The 25,489-nt window shown below is 74.6% G+C and carries 19 protein-coding genes and 1 pseudogene; 8 read left to right on the top strand and 12 right to left on the bottom strand.

Translation table 11 applies throughout. The features are described from left to right. Positions 1 to 172: 172 nt before the first annotated feature. Both BM165_RS06890 and BM165_RS24665 read right to left on the bottom strand, forming a co-directional pair. Positions 173 to 1,057 carry a beta-1,6-N-acetylglucosaminyltransferase gene (locus BM165_RS06890; protein ID WP_075012792.1) on the bottom strand — a complete coding sequence of 295 codons (885 nt, stop codon included), beginning with the start codon at positions 1,055 to 1,057 and terminating at the stop codon, positions 173 to 175. Between the two features lie 204 nt (positions 1,058 to 1,261). Then, positions 1,262 to 1,435: a hypothetical protein gene (locus BM165_RS24665; protein WP_177225133.1), complete on the bottom strand. Its 174-nt coding sequence runs from the start codon at positions 1,433 to 1,435 to the stop codon at positions 1,262 to 1,264. A gap of 196 nt (positions 1,436 to 1,631) precedes the next feature. On the opposite strand from BM165_RS24665, the gene BM165_RS06885 reads away from it, so the two are divergent. Next, positions 1,632 to 3,740, top strand: a complete 2,109-nt coding sequence (locus tag BM165_RS06885) for a SpoIIE family protein phosphatase (RefSeq protein WP_244274098.1) — start codon at positions 1,632 to 1,634, stop codon at positions 3,738 to 3,740. After that, entirely contained in the window at positions 3,737 to 4,573 is an 837-nt protein-coding gene (locus BM165_RS06880) for an SDR family oxidoreductase (protein WP_075012791.1), read from the top strand. The genes BM165_RS06885 and BM165_RS06880 overlap by 4 nt, the downstream gene beginning before the upstream one ends. Before the next feature lie 26 nt (positions 4,574 to 4,599). Here the strand turns inward: BM165_RS06880 and BM165_RS06875 are convergent, their stop codons facing one another. From BM165_RS06875 to BM165_RS06820, 9 genes and pseudogenes are all read right to left on the bottom strand, one after another. Further along, positions 4,600 to 5,586: a glycosyl hydrolase family 8 gene (locus BM165_RS06875; protein ID WP_177225132.1), complete on the bottom strand. Its 987-nt coding sequence runs from the start codon at positions 5,584 to 5,586 to the stop codon at positions 4,600 to 4,602. Between the two features lie 169 nt (positions 5,587 to 5,755). Next, entirely contained in the window at positions 5,756 to 7,402 is a 1,647-nt protein-coding gene (locus tag BM165_RS06870) for an ArnT family glycosyltransferase (RefSeq protein ID WP_075012790.1), read from the bottom strand. After that, entirely contained in the window at positions 7,399 to 10,011 is a 2,613-nt protein-coding gene (locus BM165_RS24175) for a glycosyltransferase (protein ID WP_177225131.1), read from the bottom strand. Before BM165_RS24175 ends, BM165_RS06870 begins: the two co-directional genes overlap by 4 nt. A gap of 420 nt (positions 10,012 to 10,431) precedes the next feature. Continuing rightward, a complete protein-coding gene (gene nrfD / locus BM165_RS06850) occupies positions 10,432 to 11,505 on the bottom strand; it encodes an NrfD/PsrC family molybdoenzyme membrane anchor subunit (RefSeq protein WP_075013067.1) in 1,074 nt (357 codons plus the stop codon). Between the two features lie 5 nt (positions 11,506 to 11,510). Then, positions 11,511 to 12,572, bottom strand: coding sequence for a 4Fe-4S dicluster domain-containing protein (locus BM165_RS06845; RefSeq protein WP_075012789.1), 1,062 nt, complete (start codon positions 12,570 to 12,572; stop codon positions 11,511 to 11,513). Beyond that, positions 12,572 to 15,850: pseudogene (gene fdh, locus BM165_RS06840) on the bottom strand (formate dehydrogenase). The gene BM165_RS06845 and the pseudogene fdh overlap by 1 nt, the downstream one beginning before the upstream one ends. An 88-nt stretch (positions 15,851 to 15,938) precedes the next feature. Next, the gene (locus BM165_RS06830) at positions 15,939 to 16,415 is read right to left on the bottom strand and encodes a hypothetical protein (RefSeq protein ID WP_075012786.1); all 477 of its coding nucleotides are present in this window, start codon (positions 16,413 to 16,415) and stop codon (positions 15,939 to 15,941) included. A 224-nt stretch (positions 16,416 to 16,639) separates the two neighbouring features. Further along, positions 16,640 to 17,026: an MmcQ/YjbR family DNA-binding protein gene (locus BM165_RS06825; RefSeq protein WP_075012785.1), complete on the bottom strand. Its 387-nt coding sequence runs from the start codon at positions 17,024 to 17,026 to the stop codon at positions 16,640 to 16,642. 40 nt (positions 17,027 to 17,066) lie between these two features. Beyond that, on the bottom strand, positions 17,067 to 17,336 hold the full coding sequence (locus tag BM165_RS06820) for a hypothetical protein (RefSeq protein ID WP_143108061.1): 270 nt from the start codon (positions 17,334 to 17,336) through the stop codon (positions 17,067 to 17,069). A 127-nt stretch (positions 17,337 to 17,463) separates the two neighbouring features. Between BM165_RS06820 and BM165_RS06815 the strand changes: the two genes are divergently transcribed. From BM165_RS06815 to BM165_RS06790, 6 genes are all read left to right on the top strand, one after another. Continuing rightward, positions 17,464 to 18,273: an MBL fold metallo-hydrolase gene (locus BM165_RS06815; protein ID WP_075012783.1), complete on the top strand. Its 810-nt coding sequence runs from the start codon at positions 17,464 to 17,466 to the stop codon at positions 18,271 to 18,273. Then, positions 18,270 to 18,974 (top strand): DedA family protein, encoded by a 705-nt coding sequence (locus BM165_RS06810; RefSeq protein WP_083427134.1) that lies wholly within the window; start codon positions 18,270 to 18,272, stop codon positions 18,972 to 18,974. The genes BM165_RS06815 and BM165_RS06810 overlap by 4 nt, the downstream gene beginning before the upstream one ends. Then, the gene (locus BM165_RS06805; protein WP_075013066.1) at positions 18,971 to 21,139 is read left to right on the top strand and encodes a phage holin family protein; all 2,169 of its coding nucleotides are present in this window, start codon (positions 18,971 to 18,973) and stop codon (positions 21,137 to 21,139) included. Before BM165_RS06810 ends, BM165_RS06805 begins: the two co-directional genes overlap by 4 nt. 109 nt (positions 21,140 to 21,248) lie before the next feature. Then, positions 21,249 to 22,223: a glucosyl-3-phosphoglycerate synthase gene (locus tag BM165_RS06800; protein WP_075012782.1), complete on the top strand. Its 975-nt coding sequence runs from the start codon at positions 21,249 to 21,251 to the stop codon at positions 22,221 to 22,223. A gap of 135 nt (positions 22,224 to 22,358) precedes the next feature. Continuing rightward, a complete protein-coding gene (locus tag BM165_RS06795; protein WP_075012781.1) occupies positions 22,359 to 23,312 on the top strand; it encodes a glucosyl-3-phosphoglycerate synthase in 954 nt (317 codons plus the stop codon). After that, complete coding sequence (locus BM165_RS06790) at positions 23,309 to 24,544, top strand: glycosyltransferase (protein ID WP_208976674.1); 1,236 nt, start codon at positions 23,309 to 23,311, stop codon at positions 24,542 to 24,544. The genes BM165_RS06795 and BM165_RS06790 overlap by 4 nt, the downstream gene beginning before the upstream one ends. On the opposite strand, the gene BM165_RS06785 is transcribed toward BM165_RS06790, so the two are convergent. Continuing rightward, positions 24,457 to 25,413, bottom strand: coding sequence for a Gfo/Idh/MocA family protein (locus BM165_RS06785; protein ID WP_075012780.1), 957 nt, complete (start codon positions 25,411 to 25,413; stop codon positions 24,457 to 24,459). The two genes, BM165_RS06790 and BM165_RS06785, sit on opposite strands and share 88 nt — an antisense overlap. Positions 25,414 to 25,489 lie beyond the last annotated feature (76 nt).

Genomic DNA, 25,489 nt, shown 5'->3' with positions numbered 1-25,489 from the left:
GACACTGCACGCTAGGAGCACTCGACCGTCATCGATGCCGCGGCGCGCCCCACACCGACCGCCAACAGACGTTGGCTGGCCGATTCAGTCGACGGCTCGGCGCCGGACCGGTCGCCCATGATGTCTTCGCATTGCGGATGGTCTCCTTCCGGGGACACGGACGACGACCGACCTACAGGCACGCTTCATCGAGGAGGTCGAGCACTCGGGCATCCACGCCCGTGTCGAACTTGCGGGCGAAAAGGGCCTGTGAGGCCCGGATATCTGCGACGTCACCGACGCCCAACACCGCCGGGCTCCGTGCATCGTCGCGCCATACGGTGTACCGGAGGTCGTCGTTGACGACGCGGTCCCGGAGCGGGGAGTTGAGCAGGAGCGTCTGGAAGAAGATCTCGTCCGGGATGTACACCCGCCTGAAGTACCTGCAGTAGGCGGGATCCTGCCCAAGGAAGGCATGGATGTACTCCACGGCCTCTCTGGAGAGCGACCAGTACCCGCCGCCCCCGTAGGGCCGGAGCCCGGAGGGAAGCGGCCGCCTCTTCGGCAGGATCCTGCCGATGAACTGCGGCTTGGCAGGTATGCGGCGGCTGTTCACCGGCAGCTCGATGTGCCTGCCTCCCCACCAGAAGTGCCAGTGCTCCAACCTGGGCATGCCGCCCCGGAACCACCCCTCGCGCGGGAGTGGGAAGTGTTCGAGGTACTCACTGTCCGGGTGTGCCTCGAAGAACTCCCTGATGGCCGCTCTGTCCGTGACGGGATAGTCCTGGCCAGTCAGGAGCACGACCCGATCACAGGGGATCCGGCGCTCGACGATGCGCCTGATGCCCTTCAGGGAGGCTTCCACGTGCCCGAAGTCCCCCCAGTGACAGGGATGACGATCGAGAAGGTGGACGTCCGGCCTGCCGCCCAGCTTCTCGAGGATCGGGCCCGTCACCTCGTGCCCGGACTTCGCGTCCACGTGGACGAGGAAAGTGACCCCCTCGTCCTGGAGCCGCGAGACGAGTCGCACGAGTTGATGGGGAAGGCGATAGGCCGAGATCACGTACGCGATGTCCACCGGTTCCCACCCTTCGTCGGGAGGCAGACGCTAGTGAGCGCCGTTCCGGACCCGACGAGCCTGCGTCCCGACACCCGGTCCAGGTCGCTCAACGGCTAAGCAGTGCCATCGGATCCCGTCCGGGGGCTGCCATCGCCGTGGACGGCAGCGCCGAGGGCGCCGGTCGAACAGCGGCCGTCCTCGACGGTGGTGCCAAGCGGGCGGTCAGGAGGCGCAGGGGCGCTCCTCGGCCTCCGGCTCCCCGGGCTCCTGCCCGCGGGTCTCCCGGCCGCGGCGGTTCTCCCGGCGATCCGCCGTCCGGAGCGCCCTGCCGAGGACGACGCCCAGGAGCACCGCCAGGAGGCTCCACGCGAGGAGCACCCAGACCCACCACAGCACGCGTCCCCCAGCCGTCGCCCGGCCCCCGTGCTGCACGGCCCTGCTACCCAGCACGACCAGGAGGCACGCAGCGCCCGGCCTGTGACACCCGGTCGATCCGTTGCCCACAACGGGACCGGTAGGGTAGACACGACCGCCGATCGCGTCTCCGAGACACCGGGACGGATCCGTCCGGGCGGTCGAGCGGGAAGGCGCAGTGGGCGACTCAGGAGGACGTGACCCGCTCCACGCGGATCCGCGGCAGGCCGAGCAGCACGTCGACGAGATCGCGGCGGCGCTGCGCACCGAACTCGCCATGGAGGCCGCCGGCATCGGCACGTTCGACTGGGACCTCGTCAGCGGGGTCCTCGAACGCGACGAGCGCCTGGCCACCGTGTTCGGGGACGACGCGACGCCGTCCGGGCCCGGCCTCGAGACGTTCACCCGCCGCGTGCACCCCGAGGACCGGGACGACGTCACGGCCGCCGTCCAGCGCGCCATCGACACCCGTGACGGCTTCGACGCCCTGTTCCGGGTGCTGGTCCCCGGCGGCGCCACGCGGTGGATCTCCGCCCGCGGCCGGATCCTGAGCGACGCCACCGGTGCCGCCACCCGCCTGCTCGGCGCCGCCTCCGACGTCACCGACCAGCTCGGCGTGGTCCGCGTCCTGGAGTCGATGCCCGCGGGCTTCTACGCGCTCACCCGCGAGTGGCGCTTCACCCAGGTGAACGCCGAGGCCGAGCGCATGCTGGACCGGCACCGCGACGAGCTGATCGGCGAGGTCCTGTGGGAGGCGTTCCCGGCGGCGGTGGGGTCGGAGTTCGAGGAGGCCTACCGGCGTGCGGTCACGACCGGTGAGCCGGTCACCTTCGACGCCTACTACCCCGCCCCGCTCGACGGCTGGTACGAGGTCCGCGCCTGGCCCACGTCCGACGGGCTGTCGGTGTACTTCCTGGAGGTCACCGAACGCGTCCGCGCCCAGGAGAAGCTGCGCCGCGCCGCCGAGCGCGTCGCCACCGTGGCGCGCGTCAGCACCGAGCTGGCCGGGTCGCTCGACGCCGAGGTCGCGACCGGGCAGGTGCCCCGGCTGGTGGTCCCCGTGCTCGCCGACGCCTGCATCGTCAGCGTCTTCGACGAGCACGGGCACGCGCAGGCGGTGAGCACCTGGCACGCCGACGAGGGCCGGCGGGACCTGCTGGAGCGCTACGCCCGCTCGCGGCTGCCGTCGCTGACCTCCATCCCCGCCGTCACCCGGACCATGTCCACCGGGGACGTGCTGCAGCTCAGCGGGGAGCAGGCGCTGGCCACGACGCCGCCCGGCGAGCCGCGGCGGCTGCTCGCCGAGCTGCGCCCCAGTGCCGCGCTCGCCCTCCCGCTGCGCGGCCGCCACCGTCCCCTGGGGCTGGTCTCGCTCCTCTACACCGACGGCCGGGTGCCCACCGGCCAGGAGGTCGCGACGCTGCGCGACGTCGCCGACCGGCTGGGGATGGCGCTGGACAACGCGCGGCTGTACGGGACGCAGCGCCGGCTGGCCCTGGAGCTGCAGCGCTCGATGCTCACTGCCCCGCCCGAGCCCGACCACGCCGAGATCGTCGTCCGGTACCTGCCTGCCGCCGAGGCGGCCGCGGTCGGCGGCGACTGGTACGACGCCTTCCTCACCCCCGACGGGGCGACCACGCTGGTCATCGGTGACGTCGCCGGCCACGACACCGCCGCCGCGGCCACGATGGGCCAGCTGCGCAGCCTGCTGCGCGGGATCGCCATCGGCACCGGCGCCGGACCGGCCGACGTGCTGCGCGACCTGGACCGGTCCATGGGGCTGCTGCGGCTGTCGACCCTGGTGACCGCCGCCGTCGCCCGCCTGGAGCAGGTGCCGGCGGAGATCGGCGCCGGGACCACCCGGCTGCGGTGGTCGAACGCGGGCCACCCGCCGCCGGTCGTGCTCGCACCCGACGGCGCGGTGACCGTCCTGGCCGAGGACCGCGCCGACGTGCTCCTGGGCGTCGACGCCGACCGGCCGCGGCGGGAGTCCGTGGCGGTCCTGGAGCGCGGGACCACGGTGCTGCTCTACACCGACGGCCTCGTCGAGCGGCGCGACTCCGACCTCGACGAGGGGCAGGCCCGGCTCACCGCGGCGCTCGCCGAGCTGGCCGACCGCCCGCTGCCCGAGCTGTGCGACCTGCTGGTCGAGCGCATGGTCGACTCCCACCCCGAGGACGACGTCGCGCTCGTCGCCGTCCGCCTGCACCGCCAGGACCGGCCGCGGCCGGCCTCCGCCGGGCGGGTGGACGTGCCCGAGGGCGTCCCGCCGGACCCGGCCGCGTGATCGTCGTGACCGCCGCGGGCGGCCCCACCGGCACCGCGGTCGTCCGCGCGCTGCGGGCCCGGGGCGAGCGGGTGCGGGCCGTCGTGCGGTCCCCGCGTCCGGGGCTGGAGGCCCTCGGCGCGGAGGTCGCCGTCGCCGACCTGACCGGGGACGTCTCCGGCGCGCTGGCCGGCGCCGACGCGCTGTACCTTGTCTGGCCGAACGTCGACCCGGCCGAGGAGGCCGGCGCCCCGGCCGTGCTGCGCGCCGCCGCCCGCGCCGGGGTGCGCCGGCTGGTCTACCACTCGGTGCTGCGCCCGCAGGCCCGCGTCATGCCGCACCACGCCGCCAAGGACCGCGTCGAGGAGGCCCTCGACGGCGTCGTCGCGGGCACCGGGGCCCGGTGGCGGGTTCTGCAGCCGTGCGCCTACGCCGACAACCTCGACGCCGCCGTCGCCGAGGCCGGGCGGACCGGGGAGCTGCGCAGCCCGTGGGGGCTGGAGCGCGCGCAGTCCTTCGTCGACCTGCGCGACGTCGCCGAGACCGCCGCCGTGCTGCTCACCGAGGACGGCCTGGACAGCGGCACGTTCGAGGCGGCCGGCCCCGAGGAGCTCACCGCGCCCGACGTCGCCCGGATCGCGGGCGCGCACCTCGGCCGGCCGGTGACCGCCGTCGACGCCGCCCCACCCGCGGACGACGGCAGCTACGCCCGCCGCTGCCTGCGGACGATGTTCGGCGAGTACCGGGCACACGGGTTCACCGGCAGCCCGCGGGTGCTCACCGCGCTGCTCGGCCGCCCGCCGCGGACCTTCGCCGACCACCTCACCTCAGATGGTGCCCGCTCGTCCCTGTGACGTGACGGGAGCCGTCCGGGTGACCCTCACCGCGCGCAGGGGTCGAGGAGGTCAGTGGTGAGGATCGCCCGCCCGAGGGCCACCCAGGCCCCCTGGTAGTAGCTGGGGTACTCCGCGTCGACCTCTGCGGCCCGGTCGAGGAACCGGTCACGATCGGCCTCCCGGCCCGCTGCGTCCGCGGCAGCGGCGCTCGCCACGAGCGGAAGCGCGCCCACGCGGTCGTCGAGGACCTCCCCGGTGGGCCGGAGGCGCAGTGCGGCGGCCCGGTCGGATGCCTCGAGCAGGGGCAACGACCGTGCCGCCAGGGCACGGACCGGCGCGTCGCAGGCCGCTGAGAGCCACACCAGCAGGCGCTGGGCATCCAGACCGTACTGGGCCTCTGGCGTCGAACCGTCGGGCGCAGGTGTCGCGGACACCACCTCCCCGTCGACCCGGGCCCAGTCGGGCGGGAGCAGGCGCCCGTGGTCGGTGAGGGTCTCGGTCACCTCCACGGCGACGTCGGCCAACTGGGCCCAGCGTGTGTCGCCCGTCCAGCCGGCCAGGTCCACGAAGACCCCCGGCGCCCAGTAGCTGGGGTTGAGGGTCGCGGGGGCCCCCGTCGCCCACGGTCCCGCGGCGAGCACCGGACCGGTGCCGGGCATCTCGACGACCTCTGCACCCAGCACCGCGGCGGCGAGACGCAACCCGGGCTCGCGATACTGGCCTCCCTGTCGGAGAAGTGCCCAGGCGGCGAGCACGTCGGCGTCGCTCGCGGGGTTGGCGTCCACGACCCGGTCCCCCTGCAGCCGCCACGCGAGCAAGCCGTCGGGCTGCTGCAGGTTGCCGGCGGTCCACCCCCAGATGCGGGCGAAGGCCTCGTCGTCCGCGGCCACCTGGGCCAGGAGCAGCCCGTAGGCCTGCCCCTCGCTCACGGTGTCCCCGCCCTGGTCGCGCCGGACGACGCGACCGTCGGCGTCCACGTAGGTGTCCAGGAACGCCTCGGCAGCCTCTCGCGCGGCGTCGGCCCGTGTCACGCGACCGCCACTGCTCGTGGTCGGATCGGCGACGCAGGCCACCAGCAGCAGGGCCGTCAGCAGCGGCGCCAGCCTGCGGAGGCCCCGTGCCGTCGCTCCCCTCCCCGACTGCAGGAGGCGCGCTCCGGCGGAGGTCGCCGGAGCGCCGCCCGGCATCCGTCGCTGCCCGTCACTCACGGGTCGGGTCGACCCGGTGGACGATGATCTCCTCGCCACCCTCGCCGAAGGAGGCGATGACCTCCGAGTTCTCGAACGCCTCGATGGTGGTCTCGATGGTCGCGCTGTCCGTCGTGCCCGTCACCGAGTCGACCGTCGCCCGCATCTCGACGTTGGAGATGAGGTAGCCGATGTCCCGCCAGTTGTTGGGCAACCGCTGGCTCACCTCGGGGTCGGTGTCCGGCTTGTAGTACCAGATGATGTTCTCGGTGCTGAATCCCTGCTGCACCAGGTCGACCCAGACCCCGTGGCCCACGAGGACGATCGCGTCCCGAGGCAGGTTCTCCGCGGCCCACGCCGTCACCTCCTCGGTCGAGGTGTTGTCCTGCTCCGTGGCGAGGGCCTGCACCTGCGGCAGCCACCTCGGCCACACGACCCCGGCAGCGAAGGTCAGCAGCAGTCCGAGGATCACGGCGACGGACAGCGCCGGTGCCATCCGCGGGAGGGACGGCACGCGGGACGCCCACCTCCCGAGCCAGGAGGACACCGGGAACCGGCTCCGCCAGATGCCGTCCAGGACCCCGGCGACCACCAGTGCCGCGAAGGGCAGCGCAGCCACCGGGTGGGCCAGGGGCAGGTAGCCACCGCGGAGGAGCGCGAGCCCCTGGATGACGAGCACGAGCGCCACCGGCCGGAGCTTCCGCTGCAGGAGGGCGACCGGGATGGCGGCCAGCGCCAGCGCCAGGAAATACAGGTCCAGACCCCGCCAGATGCTGACGAAGCCGGCTGCCGGCGACTGCGGGTCGAAGACGCTCCCGCTGCTCTGCCGCTCGACCAACTGCCACCGCACCGCGTCCCAGAGGCTGACGTGCCCCTCACCCGGGAGCAGTTCTCCCTTGAGGAGTGCGAACAGCGGGTACACGAGGACCGTGGTCGCGAACAACGTGGTCACGACGACGACCACGTACGGGCGCGTGCGCCGGGCACTGTGCTGCCACATGACGTACACGAGCGCCGGCAGGAGCAGCAGGAGCGTCTCCTTGGTCAGCACGGCCACCGCGAAGCACACCGCGCTGGCCGCCTGCTCACCCAGCCGCCGGCGTGGGGAGGCCGCGAGGAAGAAGGCCGCCAGCACCCACGGCACGGCGATGTTGTCCAGCAGGGTCAACCGCTGGAAGAACAGCGCGAGCGGGTTGACCGCGACGAGCAGGATCCCGATAGCCGTGAAGGTCCGGCCGATCCCCAGCCGTCGCGCCAGGCCGTACAGCAGGGCGACGGTGACCAGCTTCATGACCAGCATGAACTCCCGGCCGACCATGATCGCCGCGGGCAGCCGGTCGAAGCCGTCGGTGAGCCAGGCGTACCCGGCCAGCATCATCCAGCCGACCGGTGGGTGGTCGTACCAGTAGGTGTAGTTGGCCAGTTCCCCCAAGTTGACCAGCGCCCAGGCCTGGGACACGTAGGTGCCCTCGTCGTCGGTCACCGTGGTGCCTGGGGACTGGTAGGCGTTCCAGCTGTGCACGAGGCCGGAGACCGCCAAGAGGACCACGAGCAGCACCGGCCCGGCCGGGATCCTGGTCCGCCTCGGGACCGCGGGGCCCTGCGAGTCCGGTGCGCCGACGGCCTCGGCGCGGCGGTGGTCGAGAACGGTCGCCATCACGCCGCCTCCGCCGCGGCCGGCGTCAGCACGTGGTGCGCACCGGCGTGCGCCGTCTTGTACCAGGTGTTCACGCCCCGGGCCTCCCGGACGGCGGCCTTCAGAGCCGCTGCGGAGAGGATGAACTGGTACGGGAAGAGCCCCAGGACGAGCCGCACGTAGTCACCCGGTCGGGCCTTCAGTCCGTAGAGCCGGGTGAACTCGCGGAGGGCCACCACGTCCCCGCCCAGGCCGGCGACGACCGGGATCAAGGGCAGGAAGGTGAGCAGGGCCAGCCCGACCGGCAGGCTCAGCAGGACGGCGGACACGATCGCCAGCGGCAGGATCACCCCGGTGAGGGCCTGGACGAGGGGCATGACCAGGGTGTAGCGGGCGAGCAACCGCTGACGGACCGTCGGCAGTGCGCGCCACTCGCCCTTGCGGTACGTCTGCAGGAAGCCCTGCATCCAGCGCACCCGCTGGTTGAACAGCGCGTTCATCGTGGGCGGCGTCTCCTCGCGGGTCGCCATCCGGGCGTCGTAGGCGACGCTCGTGCGGGCTCCGAGAACGCTCATCCGGACGCCGAGCTCGCAGTCCTCCGCCAGGCACGCGTCGTCCCAGCCGCCGAGCTCGTCCAGCCAGTTCCGACGGACGAAGATCGTGTTGCCCGAGTACGGGATGAACCCCCGCTTGGCCTGGTAGTGCAGCCGGCTCCGGAACCAGTAGAAGTACTCGAGCACGTTCTGCAGGGACCACCAGCTGGTGTGGAAGTTCATCAGCTGCACGGGTCCGATGACCGTGTCCGCGCCGGTCTCCCCGAACCGGAAGTCGACGTGCCGCAGCAGGTCCGGCGCGAGGATGCTCTCGGCGTCGACCACCCCGACGACGTCGTGGCGGCAGAGCGGCAGTGCTGCATTCAGGGCGAGGGGCTTGTTCTTCACCGGGCCGGTGACCTCGACGACGCGCGTCCGGGGGTACCGCGCGGCGGCCCCGTGCGCCACCGCCCGGGTCGGCTCGTCGTCGTCCCCGGAGACGACGAGCAGGATCTCGACGTCGGGGTGGTCCTGGGCAGCGAGCGCCTCGACCGTCCGGCCGAGCACGGTGGCCTCGTCCCGGGCGGGGACGATCAGGGAGAAGGAGTGCTCGGGGTCCCCCGGCTCCGAGAACCGGACCTCGTCGAGCATCTCCGGCGTCGACATGGCGTACAGCCGCAGTGCGGTACTGCTCGCAGCCACGGCGAACAGGGCGAGCACCAGCCCGGTGACCACCAGGTAGAGCAGCGCCCAGCCCGCGTCCCACCGCGCCACGAGCGCCGCCGCGACGGCGACCACCGCCACCTGACCGACGACGTGGACCCACCGGGGAACGGCAGCCCGCCGTACCCGCTCCTGCACCGCACCACCCGAGGGCCCGTAGACGACCCGGCTCATGAAGAGGAACCGCGCGAGGAAGGCGACCCCGAGGGTCACGGCCTGGGCCGGCACCGAGGGGAGGCCCAGGCTCTGCACGAGGAGGACCAGGACCGGCAGGCGCACCAGCGCCTCGGCGTTGTTGAAGAGCAGGTGCTGCGCAAGCCGCCTGCGCCGGGTCGAGCCGTCCCGCAGGTCCCGGAAGACGAACCGCTCCTGGAGCAGGAAGTTGCCGAGGATGGAGACCTCGGCGGCGACGAGGGCCGCGGCGACGTAGTGCACCAGGTGGGCGTGGACGAGCAGCGCCATCACGGCGAGGTTCACCAGGGTCCCGATGGCCCCGACCGCGGCGAACCGGCTCATCCGGCCCATCCGCAGGCTCGCCATCTGGTAGGTGAAGTGCACTCCGTTCCGCCAGGACGCCTTGCTGTCCCCGGTGAGCCGGTCGGCGAAGACGAAGGGCAGCTCGCGGACCCGCAGGTCATGGCGGGCCAAGATCTCCAGCAGGATCTTGAACCCCCGGGGACGGAGCCGCACGAGGTCGACCGCCGAGCGGCGGAAGCAGAAGAAGCCCGTCATGGGGTCGGTGCACACCCTGCCGACCCGGCGGGGGAAGCAGGCCTGGGCGAGCACGGTGCTGCCGTTCGACACCCACCGCCGGTAGCCGCTCGCCAGACCGGAAGCGTCCCCTTCTCCGGCATAGCGCGAGGCGACGGCGAGATCCACGTCCTCCGCCAGGTCCCGGAGCACGGGGACGGTCTCCGGAGGGTGCTGGAGATCCCCGTCCATGACGGCCACGAACTCGCTGTCGGAGGCCCGGATCCCCGCGACCACCGCGCCGGCCAGGCCGCCCACCCGCTCGGCGCCTCGGCGGTGGACCAGGCGGACGGGCACCCGGGCCTCCGCCGCCACCCGTTCGATCTCCAGAGGGGTGCCGTCCGTGCTGTCGTCCACGAACACGATCTCGGCCGCCCGGCCCACCAGGGCGTCGGTCAGGCGCTGCACGAGCGCGCTGATGTTCGAGACCTCGTTGAACGTGGGGACGACGACCGTCAGGTCGACGAGGGAGGTGCCGTGCACCGCGACGTTGCCCTCGAAGCGGAACCGGCGGCCGTCGCGGCCACCCGTCCCCTCCGCGGTCGTCTGTGGGACCTCGTGGGGACTCCGGACGTCGAGCTCGAGATCGGCCCCGAGCAGGGTGTGCGGAGACGGACGTGGGTGCATGAGCATCCTCAGGGAAGACAACCGGGAACGCCGACGTCAGCAGTGACGGTGTCGGGCTGTGAGAGGCGGCTCAGCCGTTGGCGGCGGGCCGTGGACCCGCGCAGGCCGTCCTCTTCTTCCCCCGTGGCGCTGCATCAGCGTGACCGGGAAAAACGGACGCCGGGATGACGGAAAAGAAAACAGCCATCATGACGCGCGTTTCGTCACCGACCGTGTCTTGACCTCCGACCACGGGTGAGAGTTCCGCATCCCGAGAGTGACCGGCCGACTCGATGTCCGTACAAGTCGCCCGAGCGACCGCCGGGGCGGCGGGGTCCGGCACCACCCTCGTCCCCACCCCGACCCACCTCCCGCGGACGGCGTGCGGGCCACCTCCGCGCGGTCGTGCTCTGAGTCCGCAGCGGACTCAGAGCACGAGCGTCAGCGGGAGACGGTCGAGGCGTGCCCGTTCTGGGCGGCCCGGGCGGCCATCCGCTCCCGCTGCGGGACCACGGTGTACTTGGGGTCCTTCGCGCTGGCCATGCCGGCTTCGAAGACGCCGAAGCGGGTGAGCAGCGACCCGGCCGCCAGCAGCACCCCGGACACGACCGCGCCGGCGCGCGAACGCCCCGTCAGCAGAGTCAGCCCGGCCCCTGCAGCGGTGCACGCCTTGGCCGCCCGCAGCAGCGTCCCGGCCCGGCCGGTGTGGAACGGCTCGCTCACGATGCCGAACCCGTTCTCCACCCGGTGCACCACCGCGAGCTCGATCGCCGCCCCGGTGACGGCCATCTTCCGCGACGGGCCGGCCTCGGCGACGGGGGTGAACACCATGGTGACGCCGCCGCCGGCGGCCATCGCCGAGCCGCCGAAGACGAACGGCAGCTCCCGGTGGGGCGCGTGCCACGACGGCACCGCGGTGTTGGCCAGCAGCACGCCGGTGTAGGTGGCCAGCGGCCCGCCGAACAGCCCGGCCACCACGCCGCCGAAGCGCTTGAGCCGGGGGAACCAGCCGAGCAGCTCGACCGCGGCGGTGGCGCCGGCCGCGGCGCTGAACGGCGCCAGGATGTAGGAGCCGATCGACAGCGGCGACGTCGGCTTGATCACCCGGAGCATGTGCAGGAACCGCTCGGGCCGCCCGAGGTCGTGGATCAGGAAGACCACCGACAGGATCGACCCGCCCCCGGCGGTCAGCCGGGAGACCCGCGTGAGCGCCGGCCGGCCGGTCAGGTCGGCGATGGCACCCAGGATGGCCGACGAGCCGGCCGCTCCGCCGAGGAAGAGGTACAGCGGTACGTCCGGGCTCTTCCACACCGGCGGCTTGATGATCGGCCGGCCGTAGTAGGAGGTGAAGTCGGCCTCCTCCACCATCGGGACCTCGCCGCCGCGGCCCCTCCGGCCGCCCCGGCGCCCCTTCCGGCGGCGCCCCGTGCCGTGCGCGCGGACGCCGTCGCCGGCGACGTCGGAGCCCCCGGCCCGCCGCCACCCGGCACCCGGCGTCGTGATCCCCTCGGTCACCACGGTCAGCTCCTCCGCGAGCCGAGGACGGCCGACAGCGCGACCCCGACCATCATCGCCGCCGCGGCGGCCGCCGACCGCCACATCGCCGGCAGGTCCCGGGTGGTCACGATCGGGTCCGGGGGCAGTCCGTAGACCTCCGGCTCGTCGAGGAGCAGGAAGAACGCGCCGTTGCCGCCGACGCCGTCGTCCTCGTCGCGCCCGTAGAGCCGGGCCGACTCCACGCCCTGCCGCTTGAGCGTCTCCAGGCGGGCGTCGGCCCGCGCCTGCAGCTCGTCGAGGTCGCCGAACTGGATCGACTGGGTGGGGCAGGCGGACGCGCAGGCCGGCTGCAGCCCGTCGGTGAGCCGGTCGTAGCACATCGTGCACTTGAAGACCCGGCCGTCGTCCTTGCGCTGGTTGATCACGCCGTACGGGCAGGAGGGCACGCAGTAGCCGCAGCCGTTGCAGATGTCGCCCTGCACGACGACGGTGCCGAACTCGGTGCGGAACAGCGCCCCGGTCGGGCAGACGTCGAGGCAGCCGGCGTGCGTGCAGTGCTTGCAGACGTCGGAGCTCATCAGCCAGCGGATCTCACGGTCGCCGGACTGCGACGTCTGCGGGTCGAACTCGCTGAGCGCCTCGGCGTTGAGCACGCTGGTCTGCGCGGTGACCACGCTGTCGCCGGGCTCGGCCTCGTCGGGCGCGTCGGTGATCCCGTCCTGCCGGGTGGCCGGCGGACCCATCGTCGGCATCGGCAGGTCGACCGTGCGCACCTGCTCGATGAAGGCCACGTGCCGCCAGGTGTTGGCACCGAGCTGTCCCGTGTTGTCGTAGGACATCCCCGACAGGCCCAGGGTGTCCCGGTTGCCGTAGGAGTCGTCCATCGGCAGGGTGTTCCACTCCTTGCACGCCACCTCGCAGGCCTTGCAGCCGATGCACACCGAGGTGTCGGTGAAGAAGCCGACCCGCGCGGGGTGGTCGGTGGCGTACCCCGCCTCCCCCTGCACGTCGGGCAGCGGCCCGAACAGCCGGTTCTGCGGGTCGTTGCCCGTGAAGGCCGGGCTCGCCGAGCTCACCGTCGTCATCAGGTCCCCTCCACGGCCACGCGGCCGCCGACCGGCATGCGGCCCGAGGCGATGCCCGCCCGGTGCCGGTACTGCTCGAGGAGCTCGGTGAGCTCCGGGCCCCGCGGCCGCCGGCCGGGCCGGATGTCGACCGTCGAGGCCTTGCTCTCCTGGATGTGGGTGTTGGGGTCCATCACCACCGGCAGCAGGTCGTTGGCCGAGTCACCGGTCGAGATGCCGGTCTCGCCCCAGTGGTAGGGCGCGCCGATCTGGTGCACCACCTGCCCACCCCGGGTGCGGATCGGCCGGATCCGCTCGGTGACCAGCACCCGGGCCTCGATGGCCGCCCGCGGGCTGACCAGCGTCGCCCAGCCGCCGTTCTCCAGCCCCCGCTCGGCGGCCAGCTCCGGCGACACCTCCACGAAGAACTCCGGCTGCAGCTCCGACAGGTAGGGCAGCGTGCGGCTCATCGCGCCGGCGGTGTGGTGCTCGGTGAGCCGGTAGGTGGTCACCGAGTACGGGAAGACGTCGCCCATCGACGGCGCCTCCCGGTTGTACGGCGCCTGGATGTGCTCGGTCGACGGGTTGCCCTGTACCGCGTACAGGGCGTTCTCCACCGGGGACTCCGACGGCTCGTAGTGCGTCGGCAGCGGCCCGTCGACGACGCCCTTGGGCGCGAACAGCCACGCCTTGCCGTCGCTCTGCATGACGAACGGGTCCTGCCCGGACAGCGCCGCCTGGGCCTTGGCCCCGGGCGGGGGCACGTAGTCCGGCGGCTTGGTCGCCTCGAAGTCGACGGCGTCGCCGGTCGAGGCCCAGCGGCCGGCCTCGGCGTCCCACCACACGTACTTCTTGCGCTCGCTCCACGGCTTCCCGTCGGGGTCGGCCGAGGCGCGGTTGTAGAGGACGCGGCGGTTGTAGGGCCACGACCAGCCCCACTCCGAGGCGACCTGGCCCTGCTCGCGGCCGGGCCGCTTGCGCGCGGCCTGGTTGACCTCGTCGGCGTACACGCCGGAGTAGATCCAGCAGCCCGACGTCGTCGATCCGTCGTCCTTCAGGTCGAGGTAGCCCGACAGCGCGCGGCCGTCGGGGCCCACGCCGTTGATCTCCCGCAGGACGGCGTCGGCGCTGGGGTCCTGGGTCTCCCCGTGCAGCGGGTAGTCCCAGGTCAGGTCGAGCAGCGGGCGGTCGCGCGGGTCGGTGGAGTCCTCCAGCCGCTCCCGCAGGATCCGGCCGAGGTGGTAGTAGAACCACAGGTCGCTGCGGCAGTCGCCCGGCGGCTCGATCGCCTTGAACCGCCACTGCAGCATCCGCTGCGTCTGGGTGAAGGTGCCGTCCTTCTCCACGTGCGAGGCCGCCGGCACGAAGAAGACCTCGGTGGGGATCTGCTCGGTGACCAGCTCCCCGGTCTCGATCTCCGGCGCGGTCTGCCAGAAGCTCGCCGACTCGATCATCTGCAGGTCGCGGACGACCAGCCACTCGAGGTTGGCCAGCCCGAACCGCTGCATGCGGCCGTTGGCGTGCCCGACCGTGGGGTTCTCCCCGGCGAGGAAGTAGCCCGCGACCTTCCCCTCGACCATGTCGGCGACCGTGCGGTAGGAGCTGTGGTCGCCGGTGATCTTCGGGACGTAGTCGAAGCAGAAGTCGTTCTCCGGGGTCGCCGCGTCGCCCCACCATGCCTTGAGCAGGCTGACCGCGTAGGCCCGCTTGTTGCCCCAGAAGCCGCCGGTGCCGGCCGCGTCGGCGACGTAGTCGTCGAGCGACTGGTGCTGCGTCGCGTGCGGCATGGGCAGGTAGCCGGGCAGCAGGTTGTACAGCGTCGGGATGTCGGTGGAGCCCTGGATGCTCGCGTGCCCGCGCAGCGCCAGGATGCCGCCGCCGGGGCGGCCCATGTTGCCCAGCAGCGCCTGCAGGATCGAGGCGGTGCGGATGTACTGCGCGCCCACCGTGTGCTGCGTCCAGCCCACCGAGTAGACGAACGCCGTCGTCCGCTCCCGGCCGCTGTTGGCGGTGATCCACTCGGCGACCTTCAGGAACGCCTCGGGCTCGACGCCGCAGACCTCGGCGACCTTCTCCGGGGTGTACCGGGCGAAGTGCCGCTTGAGGACCTGGAAGACGCAGCGCGGGTGCTGCAGGGTCTCGTCGCGCTTGGCGCGGCCGTGCAGCGGCGGGCCGCCGGAGCCGGAGGCGTGTGCCTGGTCGGCGTCCTTGACCGACTCCTCCTGGGACAGCCGCTCCTGCTCGGCCGCACCGGCGGGGTCGTCCTCGGAGACACCGGCGTCCGGGGTGTCCTCGTACTCGTACTGCCAGCTGGCCTGGTCGTACTGCTTCGAGTCGGGGTCCCAGCCGGAGAACAGGCCGTCGAGGTCCTCGGAGTCCTGGTACTCCTCGCGGATGAGGGACGACGCGTTGGTGTAGGCGGCGACGTAGTCGTGGAAGTACAGGTCGTTGCTCAGGACGTGGTTGACCAGCGCGCCGAGGAAGACGATGTCGCTGCCGGCCCGCAGCGGCACGTGCAGGTCGGCGATCGCGCTCGTGCGGGTGAAGCGCGGGTCGACGTGGATCACCTTCGCGCCGCGGGCCTTGGCCTCGGTCACCCACTGGAAGGCGACCGGGTGGCACTCGGCCATGTTCGAACCCTCGATGACGATGCAGTCGGAGTTCATCAGGTCCTGCTGGGGGTTCGTGGCGCCACCACGACCGAACGAGGCACCCAGACCGGGCACCGTGGCGGAGTGCTATATGCGGGCCTGGTTCTCGATCTGGATCGCGCCCATGGCGCTGTAGAGCTTCTTCATGAGGTAGTTCTCCTCGTTGTCGAGGGCTGCCCCTCCGAGGCTCGCTATCCCCATGGTGCGGTTGACCCGCTTGCCGTCGCACTCGTCCTGCCAGTACCTGCGGCGGGCGTCGAGGACGCGGTCGGCGATCATCTCCATCGCCGTGTCGAGGTCGAGGTCCTCCCACTCCGTCCCGTACGGGCGGCGGTAGCGGACCTTCGTCACGCGGGTCGGGCTGGTCACCAGCGACTTGCTGGCACTGCCCTTCGGGCACAGCCGCCCGCGGTTGACCGGCGAGTCCGGGTCGCCCTCGATCTGGACGACCTGCTCGTCCTTGACGTACACCCGCTGCGCGCAGCCCACCGAGCAGTACGGGCAGACGCTCTGCACGACGCGGTCGGCGGTGGCCGTGCGGGCCACCACGTTCTCCGTCGCCCTGCTCCGCGCGGCCGCGCCGCGCCCGAGCGGATCAGGGCCGGTCAGCTGCCGGAACACCGGCCAGGCATCGAGCCAGGTCTTCACGCCGTGAACTGTGCCACCGCGCGGGGGATCCGGCGCGCGGAACGCCGCGGTACCGGCCGGAGCGGTACCGCGGCGTCCCGCGGGCGGCTCAGCGGACGTGCACGAACTCGTTCCGGCTGACCAGCGTGCTCTCGGGCCCCTCGGTGCTCAGGTCGGTCAGGCAGAACTGGACGTAGCCCTCACCGCGGGCCAGTGAACCGAAGCCCCACTCCACCTGGTCGACGGTGAACGTGCCGACGCGGGTGCGGCCGTCGCAGGTGAACTCGTGGCGGTGGCTGTGGCTCATGGCGGTGGCGTACGAACTGCTGCCGTGCTCGGCGAGGAGGGGGTCGGCGGAGCGGTCCTCGCTCTGCTTGACCGACACCCAGAGGCCGAGCTCCTCACCGGCGGCGCAGTGGTAGCGGACCCGGACCTCGGCGACCGTCGGGTCGCTCGGGTCGATCCGCACGACGCCGACGACGTCGGCCGCGTTCGTCGGCTTCGGCGCGGCCGCGGCGGGGGCGGCGAGGGCGAGGACGGACGTCGCGGCGAGGGCGGTGCCGGCGACGAGGGAACGCAGACGCACGGGATCTCCTGTGATCACGGGGAGGGCAACGGCGGCGCAACATGCCAGACGTCTGTTCCCCCGGCCAGGGGTTCGCGCGCGGTCAGCAGACCACCGGCTCGTCGCCCACCGCCGTCGTCGCCCACCGCCGTCGCACCGCGTCCTCCCGTACCGCAGGGCGTCCTCCCCCACGTCCCACCGTGCGGGAGGACGCCCTGCGATCAGGTCACCTGATCCCCGCGTCGTCAGCCGCCGGCGAGGTGCTCGCGGGCCAGCTTCCGCGGCGCCTTGACCAGCCACGCGTCGGTGACGAGCTCGGCCAGCTCGCCGGCGTCGATGGCGTCGAGCCGGACGAGGACGGCGGCGTACCCGTCGAAGTGCGGCGTCGTCAGGTAGACGGCGGGGTCGTCGGCGACCAGCGCCCGCTTGACGCCCTCGTCGGCCACGGCCGCGCCGAGCACCGGGCCGTCGGGCGCGGCGTCGCCGAGGTGCTCGAGGTCGGCACGGCGCAGCGGCCGCTCCCAGACGAACGTCCGGTCGCGCACCTTCCACGCCGGCGAGCCCCACGCGGTGCCCTCGGTGGTGGCGGGCAGCGCGAGGGCCAGGCGCCGCACGTCCGCCCAGGTGGCCACGGCCGGGACGGTAGCGCCCGGGGCGCCCCGCGGGACCGGGTCAGGGTGCGGCGGCAGTGGGCGCCGGCGCCCGGTCGGGGCGCGGCGGCAGGGCCATCCCGCACGCGGCGAGCCGCTCGCGCAGCCGCGCGGCCTCCTGGCGGCGCTGCTCGGCGCGGCGGCGCAGCACGGCCACCTGGCGCGGGTCGGCCGTCCGCTGGGCGCGCAGCTCCAGCACGGCAGCCGTCTCCAGGTGCAGCGCCATGCGCCGCAGCTCGCCGGACATCTCGGCCGGCCGTGGCAACCCCGGGTCGTCCCCCACTGAGGTCATGGCAGGCATGGTGGAACGCATCCGTCCCCGCCGCACCCGGAACGGCGCGCCGGTGCCCCGCCGGGTCCCGCGACCCGGAGCGGCACGACCCTCCCGGTGCGTCGGTGCCGGGGTCGATACTGCGCGTGTGGGCGACCCGGTGCTGCACTACCTCGGCCACTCGACCGTCCGCGTCGAGCTGGCCGGCTGCACGGTGCTCACCGACCCGCTGCTCACCGCCACTGCCGGCCCGCTGCGGCGGGTCGTCCCCCCGCCGCCCGCGGCGGCGTGGGCCGGCGTCGACCTCGTGCTGGTCAGCCACCTGCACGGCGACCACCTGCACCTGCGCTCGCTGCGGATGCTCGGCGACGGCGTCCGGGTCGTCGTGCCGCGCGGCGCCGGTGCGTGGCTGCGCGGCCGGGGCCTGCGCCGGGTCGACGAGCTCGCGCCCGGGGAGTCCCTGACGCACGGCCGGCTGCGGGTCACCGCGGTCCCGGCCCGGCACAGCGGCCACCGCTGGGGCCCCCGGTTCACCCACGGGCCCGACACCGCGGCGGTCGGCCACCTCGTCGAGGGCGACGGCGGCACCGTCTACGCCTGCGGCGACACCGACCTCTTCGACGGCATGACCCGCATCGGCGACCGCGGCGTCGACGTCGCCCTGGTGCCGGTCTGGGGCTGGGGCCCGACCCTCGGCCCCGGCCACCTCGACCCCCGGCGGGCCGCCGAGGCGGTGGCCCGCATCAGGCCGCGGGTCGCCGTCCCGGTGCACTGGGGCACCCTCGCCGTCCGCGGCGCGACGGCGCTGCCCGGCCTGGCCGGCCGCTACCGCCGGCTGCTGGTCGAGCCCCCGCGGCGGTTCGCCGCCGCGGTCGCCGCCCGGGGGCTGGGCACCACCGTGGTGGTCACCGACCCCGGCCGGCCGGTGGTCCTGCCCACCGCGGCGGAGACGCCGTGAGCGCCGCCGGCACCGTCGCGGCCGGCTGGACCGACGGCTCCTCGCTGGGCTACCCGGTCGTGTTCGGCGGGGTGCTGCTGGGCTCGATCGTGCCGGTCGTCCCCACCGGCGCCGTCGTGGGAGCCGCGGCCGCGCTCGCCGTCAGCACCGGCCGGCTCGACCTCGTGCTGGTGCTGGTGCTGTCCACCCTCGGCGCCTGGGCCGGCGACGTCGTCACCTTCGCCGTGTGCCGGTCCGGCGGGCCGGCCGCGGTCCGGTGGGTGGCCCGCGGGCAGCACGCCGACCGGATCGAGGAGGTCCGCGAGCAGTTCCGCCGGCACGGCTGGCTGATCGTCGTCGCCGGGCGCCTGCTGCCGGCCGGCCGCATCCCGGTGCTGCTCGCGGCCGGGGCGCTGGCCTACCCGTGGCGGCGGCTGCTCCCGGCCTCCCTGCTCGCCGCGACCCTGTGGGCGGTGGCCTACGCCCTCATCGGCGTGGCCAGCGGCGGCGTCTTCGACGACCCGCTCCTGGCCACGCTGGTCGCGACCCTGCTCGTGCTGGTGGTCGGTCTGCTGCTCGGCCTCGCCCAGTCACGCCGCCGGCGGCCCCCGGCCGGGCCGGGAACCGCCGGGGACCGGGGGGACGACGAGGGGGACGACGAGGGGGACGACGCGGGCGCCGCGGCCCCGGCCGGCCCGGCCCCGTGCCGCCCCGCGTCGTGAGCCGCCCGGACCGGCGCCGTCCCGGCGGGGACGGCCGGGTGCTCGCCCGCGGTCGCGCACCGGCCCGCGTGCTGCTGACCTGGCTGCTCACCACCCTCGCCCTCGTCGTCCTCGACCGCTGGCTCGAGGGATTCGCGATGACGGCGTGGTGGCAGCCGCCGCTGACCGCCCTGCTGCTGGGCCTGCTCGCCGGGGTGGTGTGGCCGCTGGTCATGCGGGTTGCGCTGCCGCTCGCCCTGTTCACCCTGGGCCTGGGCAGCTTCCTGCTCCTGGGGGCCGGGGTGCTCGCGGTCTCCTTCGCCGTCCCCGGCGTGACGGTCGCCGACCTGCGCACCGCCGTGCTGGTCGTCGTCGCGATGGCCGCGGTGACGGCGGTGGTCAGCAGCGCGCTGGCCATCGACGAGGACGAGGTCTTCTTCCGCCGCGCCCGCCGCCGCGCCGCGCGTGCCGAGGCGGCCGGCCCGTCCCCGCCGGGAGTGCTGTTCCTGCAGATCGACGGTCTCGGCGCCGACACCGCGCGCCGGGCCGTCCGCGACGGGTCGATGCCCACGCTGGCCGCGTGGCTGCGGTCGGGCAGCCACGCCCTCACCTCCTGGCACACCGACTGGAGCTCCCAGACCGGGGCCGCGGTCTGCGGCATCCTGCACGGCTCCAACCACGACGTCGTGGGGTTCCGGTACTACGAGAAGGACCGCGACCACGTCGTGCAGGTGTCGCACCCCGCCGACGCCGCGGAGGTGGAGCGGCGGCACTCCGACGGGCGCGGGCTGCTGGCCGGCGAGGGCGCCAGCCGGGGCAACCTGTTCAGCGGCGACGCCCCGCACGTGAGCCTGACGATGAGCTCGCTGCCGCTGGTGACCACGCGGCGCTCGATCCGCCGCCGGGAGCGGGTGGGCGCGGGCTACTACGCCTACTTCGCCAACCCGGTGAACGCCGTCCGCACGCTGGGCGTCTCGGTCGTCGACGTCTACCGAGAGCTCGCCGCCGCCGCCCGCCAGCGGCGCGCCGACGTGCGCCCCCGCACCAGCCGCGGCGGCATCTACCCGCTGGCCCGCCCGGGGACGACGGTCATCGCCCGCGACGTCGTGGTCGCGGCGATCCTCGAGGACGTGCTGGCCGGGCGCCCGGTGGTCTACGCCGACTTCCTCGGCTACGACGAGGTCGCCCACCACAGCGGCGTCGAGCGGTTCGACACCCTCGAGGTGCTGCGCAGCATCGACCAGCAGATCGGCCGGCTGGCCCGCGCCGCCCAGCTGGCGCCGCGCGACTACCACCTGGTGCTGCTCTCCGACCACGGCCAGACCCAGGGCGAGGCGTTCGCGCAGCGCTTCGGGGAGACGATCGAGGCGTTCGTCGGCCGGCACTGCGGCGGGGCGCCGGCACCGGGGCGGTCCGGGTCCGGGCCCCGCGACAGCCGGCGCGCCGTCGAGGGCTGGCAGGTCGCCTCCGCGCTGGCCGAGGCCGCCTCGGGACCCGGGCCGATCGCGCGGCGGCTGCGGGAGCGGGTCGAGAGCGCCGGCGCCGGCGAGCACTCCCACCGGACGCCGTCGGGGCAGCCGGGCCGGGTCGCCCGGGTGGCACCGGGGGTGGTGGTCGTCGTCTCCGGCCACACGGCGGGCGTCTCCTTCGCCGACCTCCCCGGCCGGGTGCCGCTGGAGGAGATCGAGCGGCACTGGCCGGACCTGCTGCCGGCGCTGGTCGACCACGACGGCGTCGGCTTCCTGCTGGTGCACTCCGACGAGCACGGACCGGTGGTGCTCGGCCGCGACGGGCTGCACCGGCTGGCCACCGGCGTGGTGATCGGCACCGACCCGCTGGTCCCCTACGGCGGGCACGCGCCGGCGCTCGTGGCGCGGGTCTCGGCGTTCCCGCACTGCCCCGACGTGATGGTCAACAGCCGCTACGACCCCGACACCGACGAGGCCTCGCCGTTCGAGCCGCACGTCGGCTCCCACGGGGGGCTCGGCGGCCCGCAGCAGCACGGCTTCCTCGCCCACCCGCGGCAGCTGAGCGCCCCCGGGGAGATCATCGGCGCCGAGCACCTGCACCGGGTGCTGCGCGGTTGGCTCACCGAGCTCGGGCACCCCGAGCCCGACGGCGCCGGCGCGCCCGTGGGCCCGCTCAGCGTCACCGCCCTGCGCGAGGCCGACCGCAGCCGGGTGTGAGCCGGCGTTCCGGACCGTCCCGGGCCGTTCCGGGAACGCCGGGCTACGGGTTCGTGAACACCGCCGCCCTCCGTGGCGGAGGGCCGCCGCCCTCCACGACAGTGGGCCGATGCGACCCGACGCCCGCGCCTGGTTCTCCGGCCGCACCTCCACCGTCCGCTCGGCCGCCGACGTCGACGTCGGCGCGCTGCTGCACGCCAAGCGGCGGGGCGGCCACCGGGTGAGCGTGGTGCTGCCCGCCCGCGACGAGGAGGCGACGGTCGCCGGCCTGGTGAGCGACCTGGTCGAGCGCTGGGTGCACCGGGTGCCCCTGGTCGACGAGGTCCTCGTCGTCGACTCCGACTCCACCGACCGCACCGCGGAGCGGGCCCGGGCCGCCGGTGCCGAGGTGGTCGCGGCGGCCGACGTGCTGGCCGCGCACGGCTCGCGGCCGGGCAAGGGCGAGGCGCTGTGGAAGTCGCTGGCCGCCACCACCGGCGACCTGCTGGTGTTCCTCGACGCCGACCTGCTCGGCGACGTCTCGCACTACGTGCCCGGGCTGCTCGCGCCGCTGCTGGCCGATCAGCAGGTCGGCTACGTCAAGGGCTGCTACACGCGGCCGCTGGAGGTCGGGGGTCACTCCACGCCGGCCGGCGGGGGCCGGGTCACCGAGCTCACCGCCCGGCCGCTGCTCAACGCGCTGTGGCCGGAGCTCGCCGGGTTCGTGCAGCCCCTGGGCGGGGAGTACGCCGGCCGCCGCTCGGCGCTCGAGCAGGTGCCCTTCCTATCCGGCTACGGCGTGGAGGTCGGCCTGCTCGTCGACCTGCTGGGCCTGCTGGGCCTGGGCAGGCTGGCCCAGGTGGACCTGGGCGTCCGCCGGCACACCTCGCAGGACCAGGAGGCCCTGGGCCGGATGGCCGGGCAGGTGGTCTCGGCGGTGCTCTCCCGCAGCGCGGCCGGGTCCGCCGGCGCCGGCGGGTTGCTCACCCAGTTCCGCAGCGACGGCGGGGGCTTCGTGCCGGTGAGCACCCCGGTCGCCGTCGACGAGCGGCCCCCCATGGTGACCGTGCCCGAGTACCGGGCCGGTCGCGCCGGGGTGGTCTGAGCCCGGCTCCACCGCGCCGACCTGCGGGGACGTCCCTGGTCCGGGTCGCCTCCGCCGGGGGTCCTGGGGCATCCTTCGCGACGGGGGTAGCCCGTGCCGGCGAGGAGCCGGCACCCGACCATGGGGAGAAGACCCATGCGCCCGGACGTCCACCGCTGGCTGCGCCGGCGCACCTACACGGCCACGGCCTGGACCGCGGTCGACCTGGCCGAGGCACGGCGGTCCCAGGGCACCACCGTCAGCGTCGTCCTGCCCGCCCTGGACGAGGAGCCGACCGTCGGCGCGATCGTCCGGGCGATCCGCGAGGCGCTGGTCCACGACACGCCCCTGGTCGACGAGGTCGTCGTCGTCGACAGCGGCTCGTCCGACCGAACCGCCGCCGTCGCCGCCGCCGCGGGGGCCACCGTCGTCGACACCGCCTCCGTGCTGCCCGCCCACGGGCGGGTGCCGGGCAAGGGCGAGGCGCTGTGGAAGGGCCTGCACGCCACCGGCGGGGACCTCGTCGTCTTCGTCGACGCCGACCTGGTCGGCTTCGACCCGCAGTTCGTCGTCGGCCTGCTCGGCCCGCTGCTCACCGACCCGGCGATCGGCTACGTCAAGGCGCTCTACGACCGCCCGCTGACCACCGCCGAGGGGATCGTCCCCTCCGGCGGCGGCCGGGTGACCGAGCTGCTCGCCCGGCCGCTGCTCAACGCCTGGTGGCCCCAGCTCGCCGGCTTCGTGCAGCCGCTGTCCGGGGAGTACGCCGGCCGCCGCGAGCTGCTCGAGCAGGTGCCGTTCGTCTCCGGCTACGGCGTCGAGTTCGGCCTGCTGGTCGACCTGGCCGGGCGCGCCGGCGTCGACGCGCTGGCCCAGGTCGACCTCGGCACCCGGCGGCACAGCCACCAGTCCGACGCCGCCCTGGGCCGCATGGCCGGGCAGATCCTGCAGACCGCGCTCGCCCGGCGCCCGGCTCCCGGACCACCGGATCCCGAGCTGCTGCAGTTCCTGCGGACCGCCGACGGTGTGGAGGCGGTGAGCTGGGACGTCTCGGTGACCGAGCGGCCACCGATGGGGTCGGTCCGCGCGGGCGGGCGGAGCCGCTCGTGAGGATCCTCATGGACGCCGGCCCCTGGCTCCCGGTGCCGCCCGTCGGGTACGGAGGGCTGGAGAACGTCGTCGCCACGCTGACCACGGCGCTGCGCGCCCGCGGGCACACCGTCGTCCTGGCCGCGTCCGGGGACTCGCCGCTGCCCGTCGACGGCCTGGTCAGCGCCTTCCCCGCGGGGCGGTTCGAGCGGCTGGGCTCCCCGTACGCGCAGGTGGTCGGCGACGCCCACGCCCACGTGCTGACCGTGCTCGACGCCGTCGCGGCCGCCGATGCCGCGGGCCGGCCCTTCGACGTGGTGCACACCCACCTGGAGGTGGTCGGCCCCGGGGTGCTGGGCGCCATGGGAGCGGTCGGCCCGCCGGTGCTGGCCACCCTGCACTGGGACCTGCGGCGCAACGCCTCCTTCTACGAGCGCTTCGACGGCCGCGGGCGGGTGTTCTTCGCCGGGGTGTCCGACAGCCAGGTCGCCCGCGGGCCCGAGCGGCTGCGGCGGCAGACGCTGGCCGCGGTCCCCCTGGCGGTCCCGGTGGACGGGCCGCCCCCGCTGCCGGCCGGCGAGCGGGACGACGCCGTCCTGGTCCTGGCCCGCATCTGCGCGCTCAAGGGCACCGACACCGCGGTGCGGGCCGCCGTCGCGGCGGGCGTGCCGGTCGTGCTGGCCGGCCCGGTCGGGCCGTTCGCCGACCGTGCCGCCCTCGACGCCGCGCTCGCCACCCCGGGGCACCCGGGCACCGGCCACCCCGACGTCGCCTGGTTCCTCGAGCAGGTCGACCCGCTCCTGGACGGGGAGCGGGCGCGCTGGGTGGGCAGCGTCGCCGGGGAGGAGAAGGAGGGCCTGCTGCGGCGGGCGCGGGCGCTGCTGACCCCGGTGCGCTGGGACGAGCCGGGCGGGACGGCGGTGTGCGAGGCGCTGGCCGCCGGCACGCCGGTGGTCGCCACCGCCCGCGGCTGCCTGCCCTCGCTGGTCGAGGACGGCCGCACCGGGCTGCTCGCCGACGACGAGGCCGGGCTGGCGTCGGCGCTGCGCGCGGTGGGCGGGATCGACCCGGCCGTGTGCGCCGCCGAGGCGCGTCGGCGCTTCGCCCCCGACGTCATGGCCGCCGCCTACGAGCTGCTCTACGCCGAGGCCGTGCGACGCACCGCTCAGGTGCCGGGCCGCACCGGCGCCCCGGTGCGCGCGGACTCGGCGACGGCGACGGCCACGCGGTGGGTGCGCAGCGCCTCGGCGTAGTCGACCAGCCCCTCCGCCCGGGGCCCACCCGTGAGCAGTTCCACGAACGCGCGGTCGACGGCGGTGCGGGCGTCGACCGTGGGCTCGCGGTGCTCGGCGCCCTCCGCGGTGGTCACGGTCAGCGACGTCTCGGTGAGCTCCACCGCCGCGCCGGCGCAGGAGACGTCGAGGCCGGCCCGCGTCTTCGCCGGCTGGGCGCACGCCGCCGTGAGCGTCCCGATCGCGCCGGAGGCGAACCGCAGCAGCGCGGCGGTGGCGTCGTCGACGTCGCGGGCCGAGGGGTCCGACGACGGCGTGGCCACCGCCTGCACCTCGGTCACCTCGCCGGCGAGCACCCGGGCCAGGTCGAGCACGTGCGTGGCCTGCTCGACCACCTGCCCGCCCGAGCGGTCGGCCCGCGACCACCAGGCCGGCGGGGGCACCTTGTCCTGCCAGGTCACCGACACCAGCCGCGGCGCGTGCTCCGCGCACACCGCGCGGGCCGCGGCGACGGTGTCCAGGTGCCGCCAGTGGTAGCCGGTCGCCGTCGGGAGGTCCGCGGCGGCGACGGCGGCGGCCACCTCCTCGGCGACGGCGAGCCCGGCGCCCAGTGGCTTCTCCACGAAGATGGGCAGCCCGGCCCGCACCACGGCGAGCTCGATCTCCCCGTGGGCGAACGGCGGCACGCACACCCAGACCGCGTCCACGCCCTCGGCGAGCAGGTCGTCGACGTCGAGGGCGGGCACGCCCAGCTCCCCAGCCAGCGCCTCCGCGGCCGGGGGAACGGCGTCGGCCACGCCCACCAGGTCCACCCCGTCGAGGCCGGTCAGCGTCCGCCCGTGCCGTGCCCCCACCCCACCGGCCCCGATCAGGCCCACCCGCAACGTCATGTCGACTCCCCTGCCCCGGCCTCGGCCCCGGGAACCGCGGCCGGCCGTGGACCTGCGGCGTTCCCGGGGTCGGCTG

The organism is Geodermatophilus obscurus, assembly GCF_900115395.1.
GTDB lineage: Bacteria > Actinomycetota > Actinomycetes > Mycobacteriales > Geodermatophilaceae > Geodermatophilus > Geodermatophilus obscurus_B.
The sequence above is the reverse complement of the archived record's forward strand: the minus strand, read 5'-3'. Positions and strand labels throughout refer to the sequence as shown.

Coding starts and splice junctions, on each gene's coding strand:
- BM165_RS24175 (WP_177225131.1), bottom strand. CDS start 10,011: ATGCACCCACGTCCGTCTCCGCACACCCTGCTCGGGGCCGATCTCGAG.
- BM165_RS06845 (WP_075012789.1), bottom strand. CDS start 12,572: ATGACGACGGTGAGCTCGGCGAGCCCGGCCTTCACGGGCAACGACCCG.
- BM165_RS06820 (WP_143108061.1), bottom strand. CDS start 17,336: ATGACCTCAGTGGGGGACGACCCGGGGTTGCCACGGCCGGCCGAGATG.
- BM165_RS06800 (WP_075012782.1), top strand. CDS start 21,249: ATGCGACCCGACGCCCGCGCCTGGTTCTCCGGCCGCACCTCCACCGTC.
- BM165_RS06795 (WP_075012781.1), top strand. CDS start 22,359: ATGCGCCCGGACGTCCACCGCTGGCTGCGCCGGCGCACCTACACGGCC.
- BM165_RS06785 (WP_075012780.1), bottom strand. CDS start 25,413: ATGACGTTGCGGGTGGGCCTGATCGGGGCCGGTGGGGTGGGGGCACGG.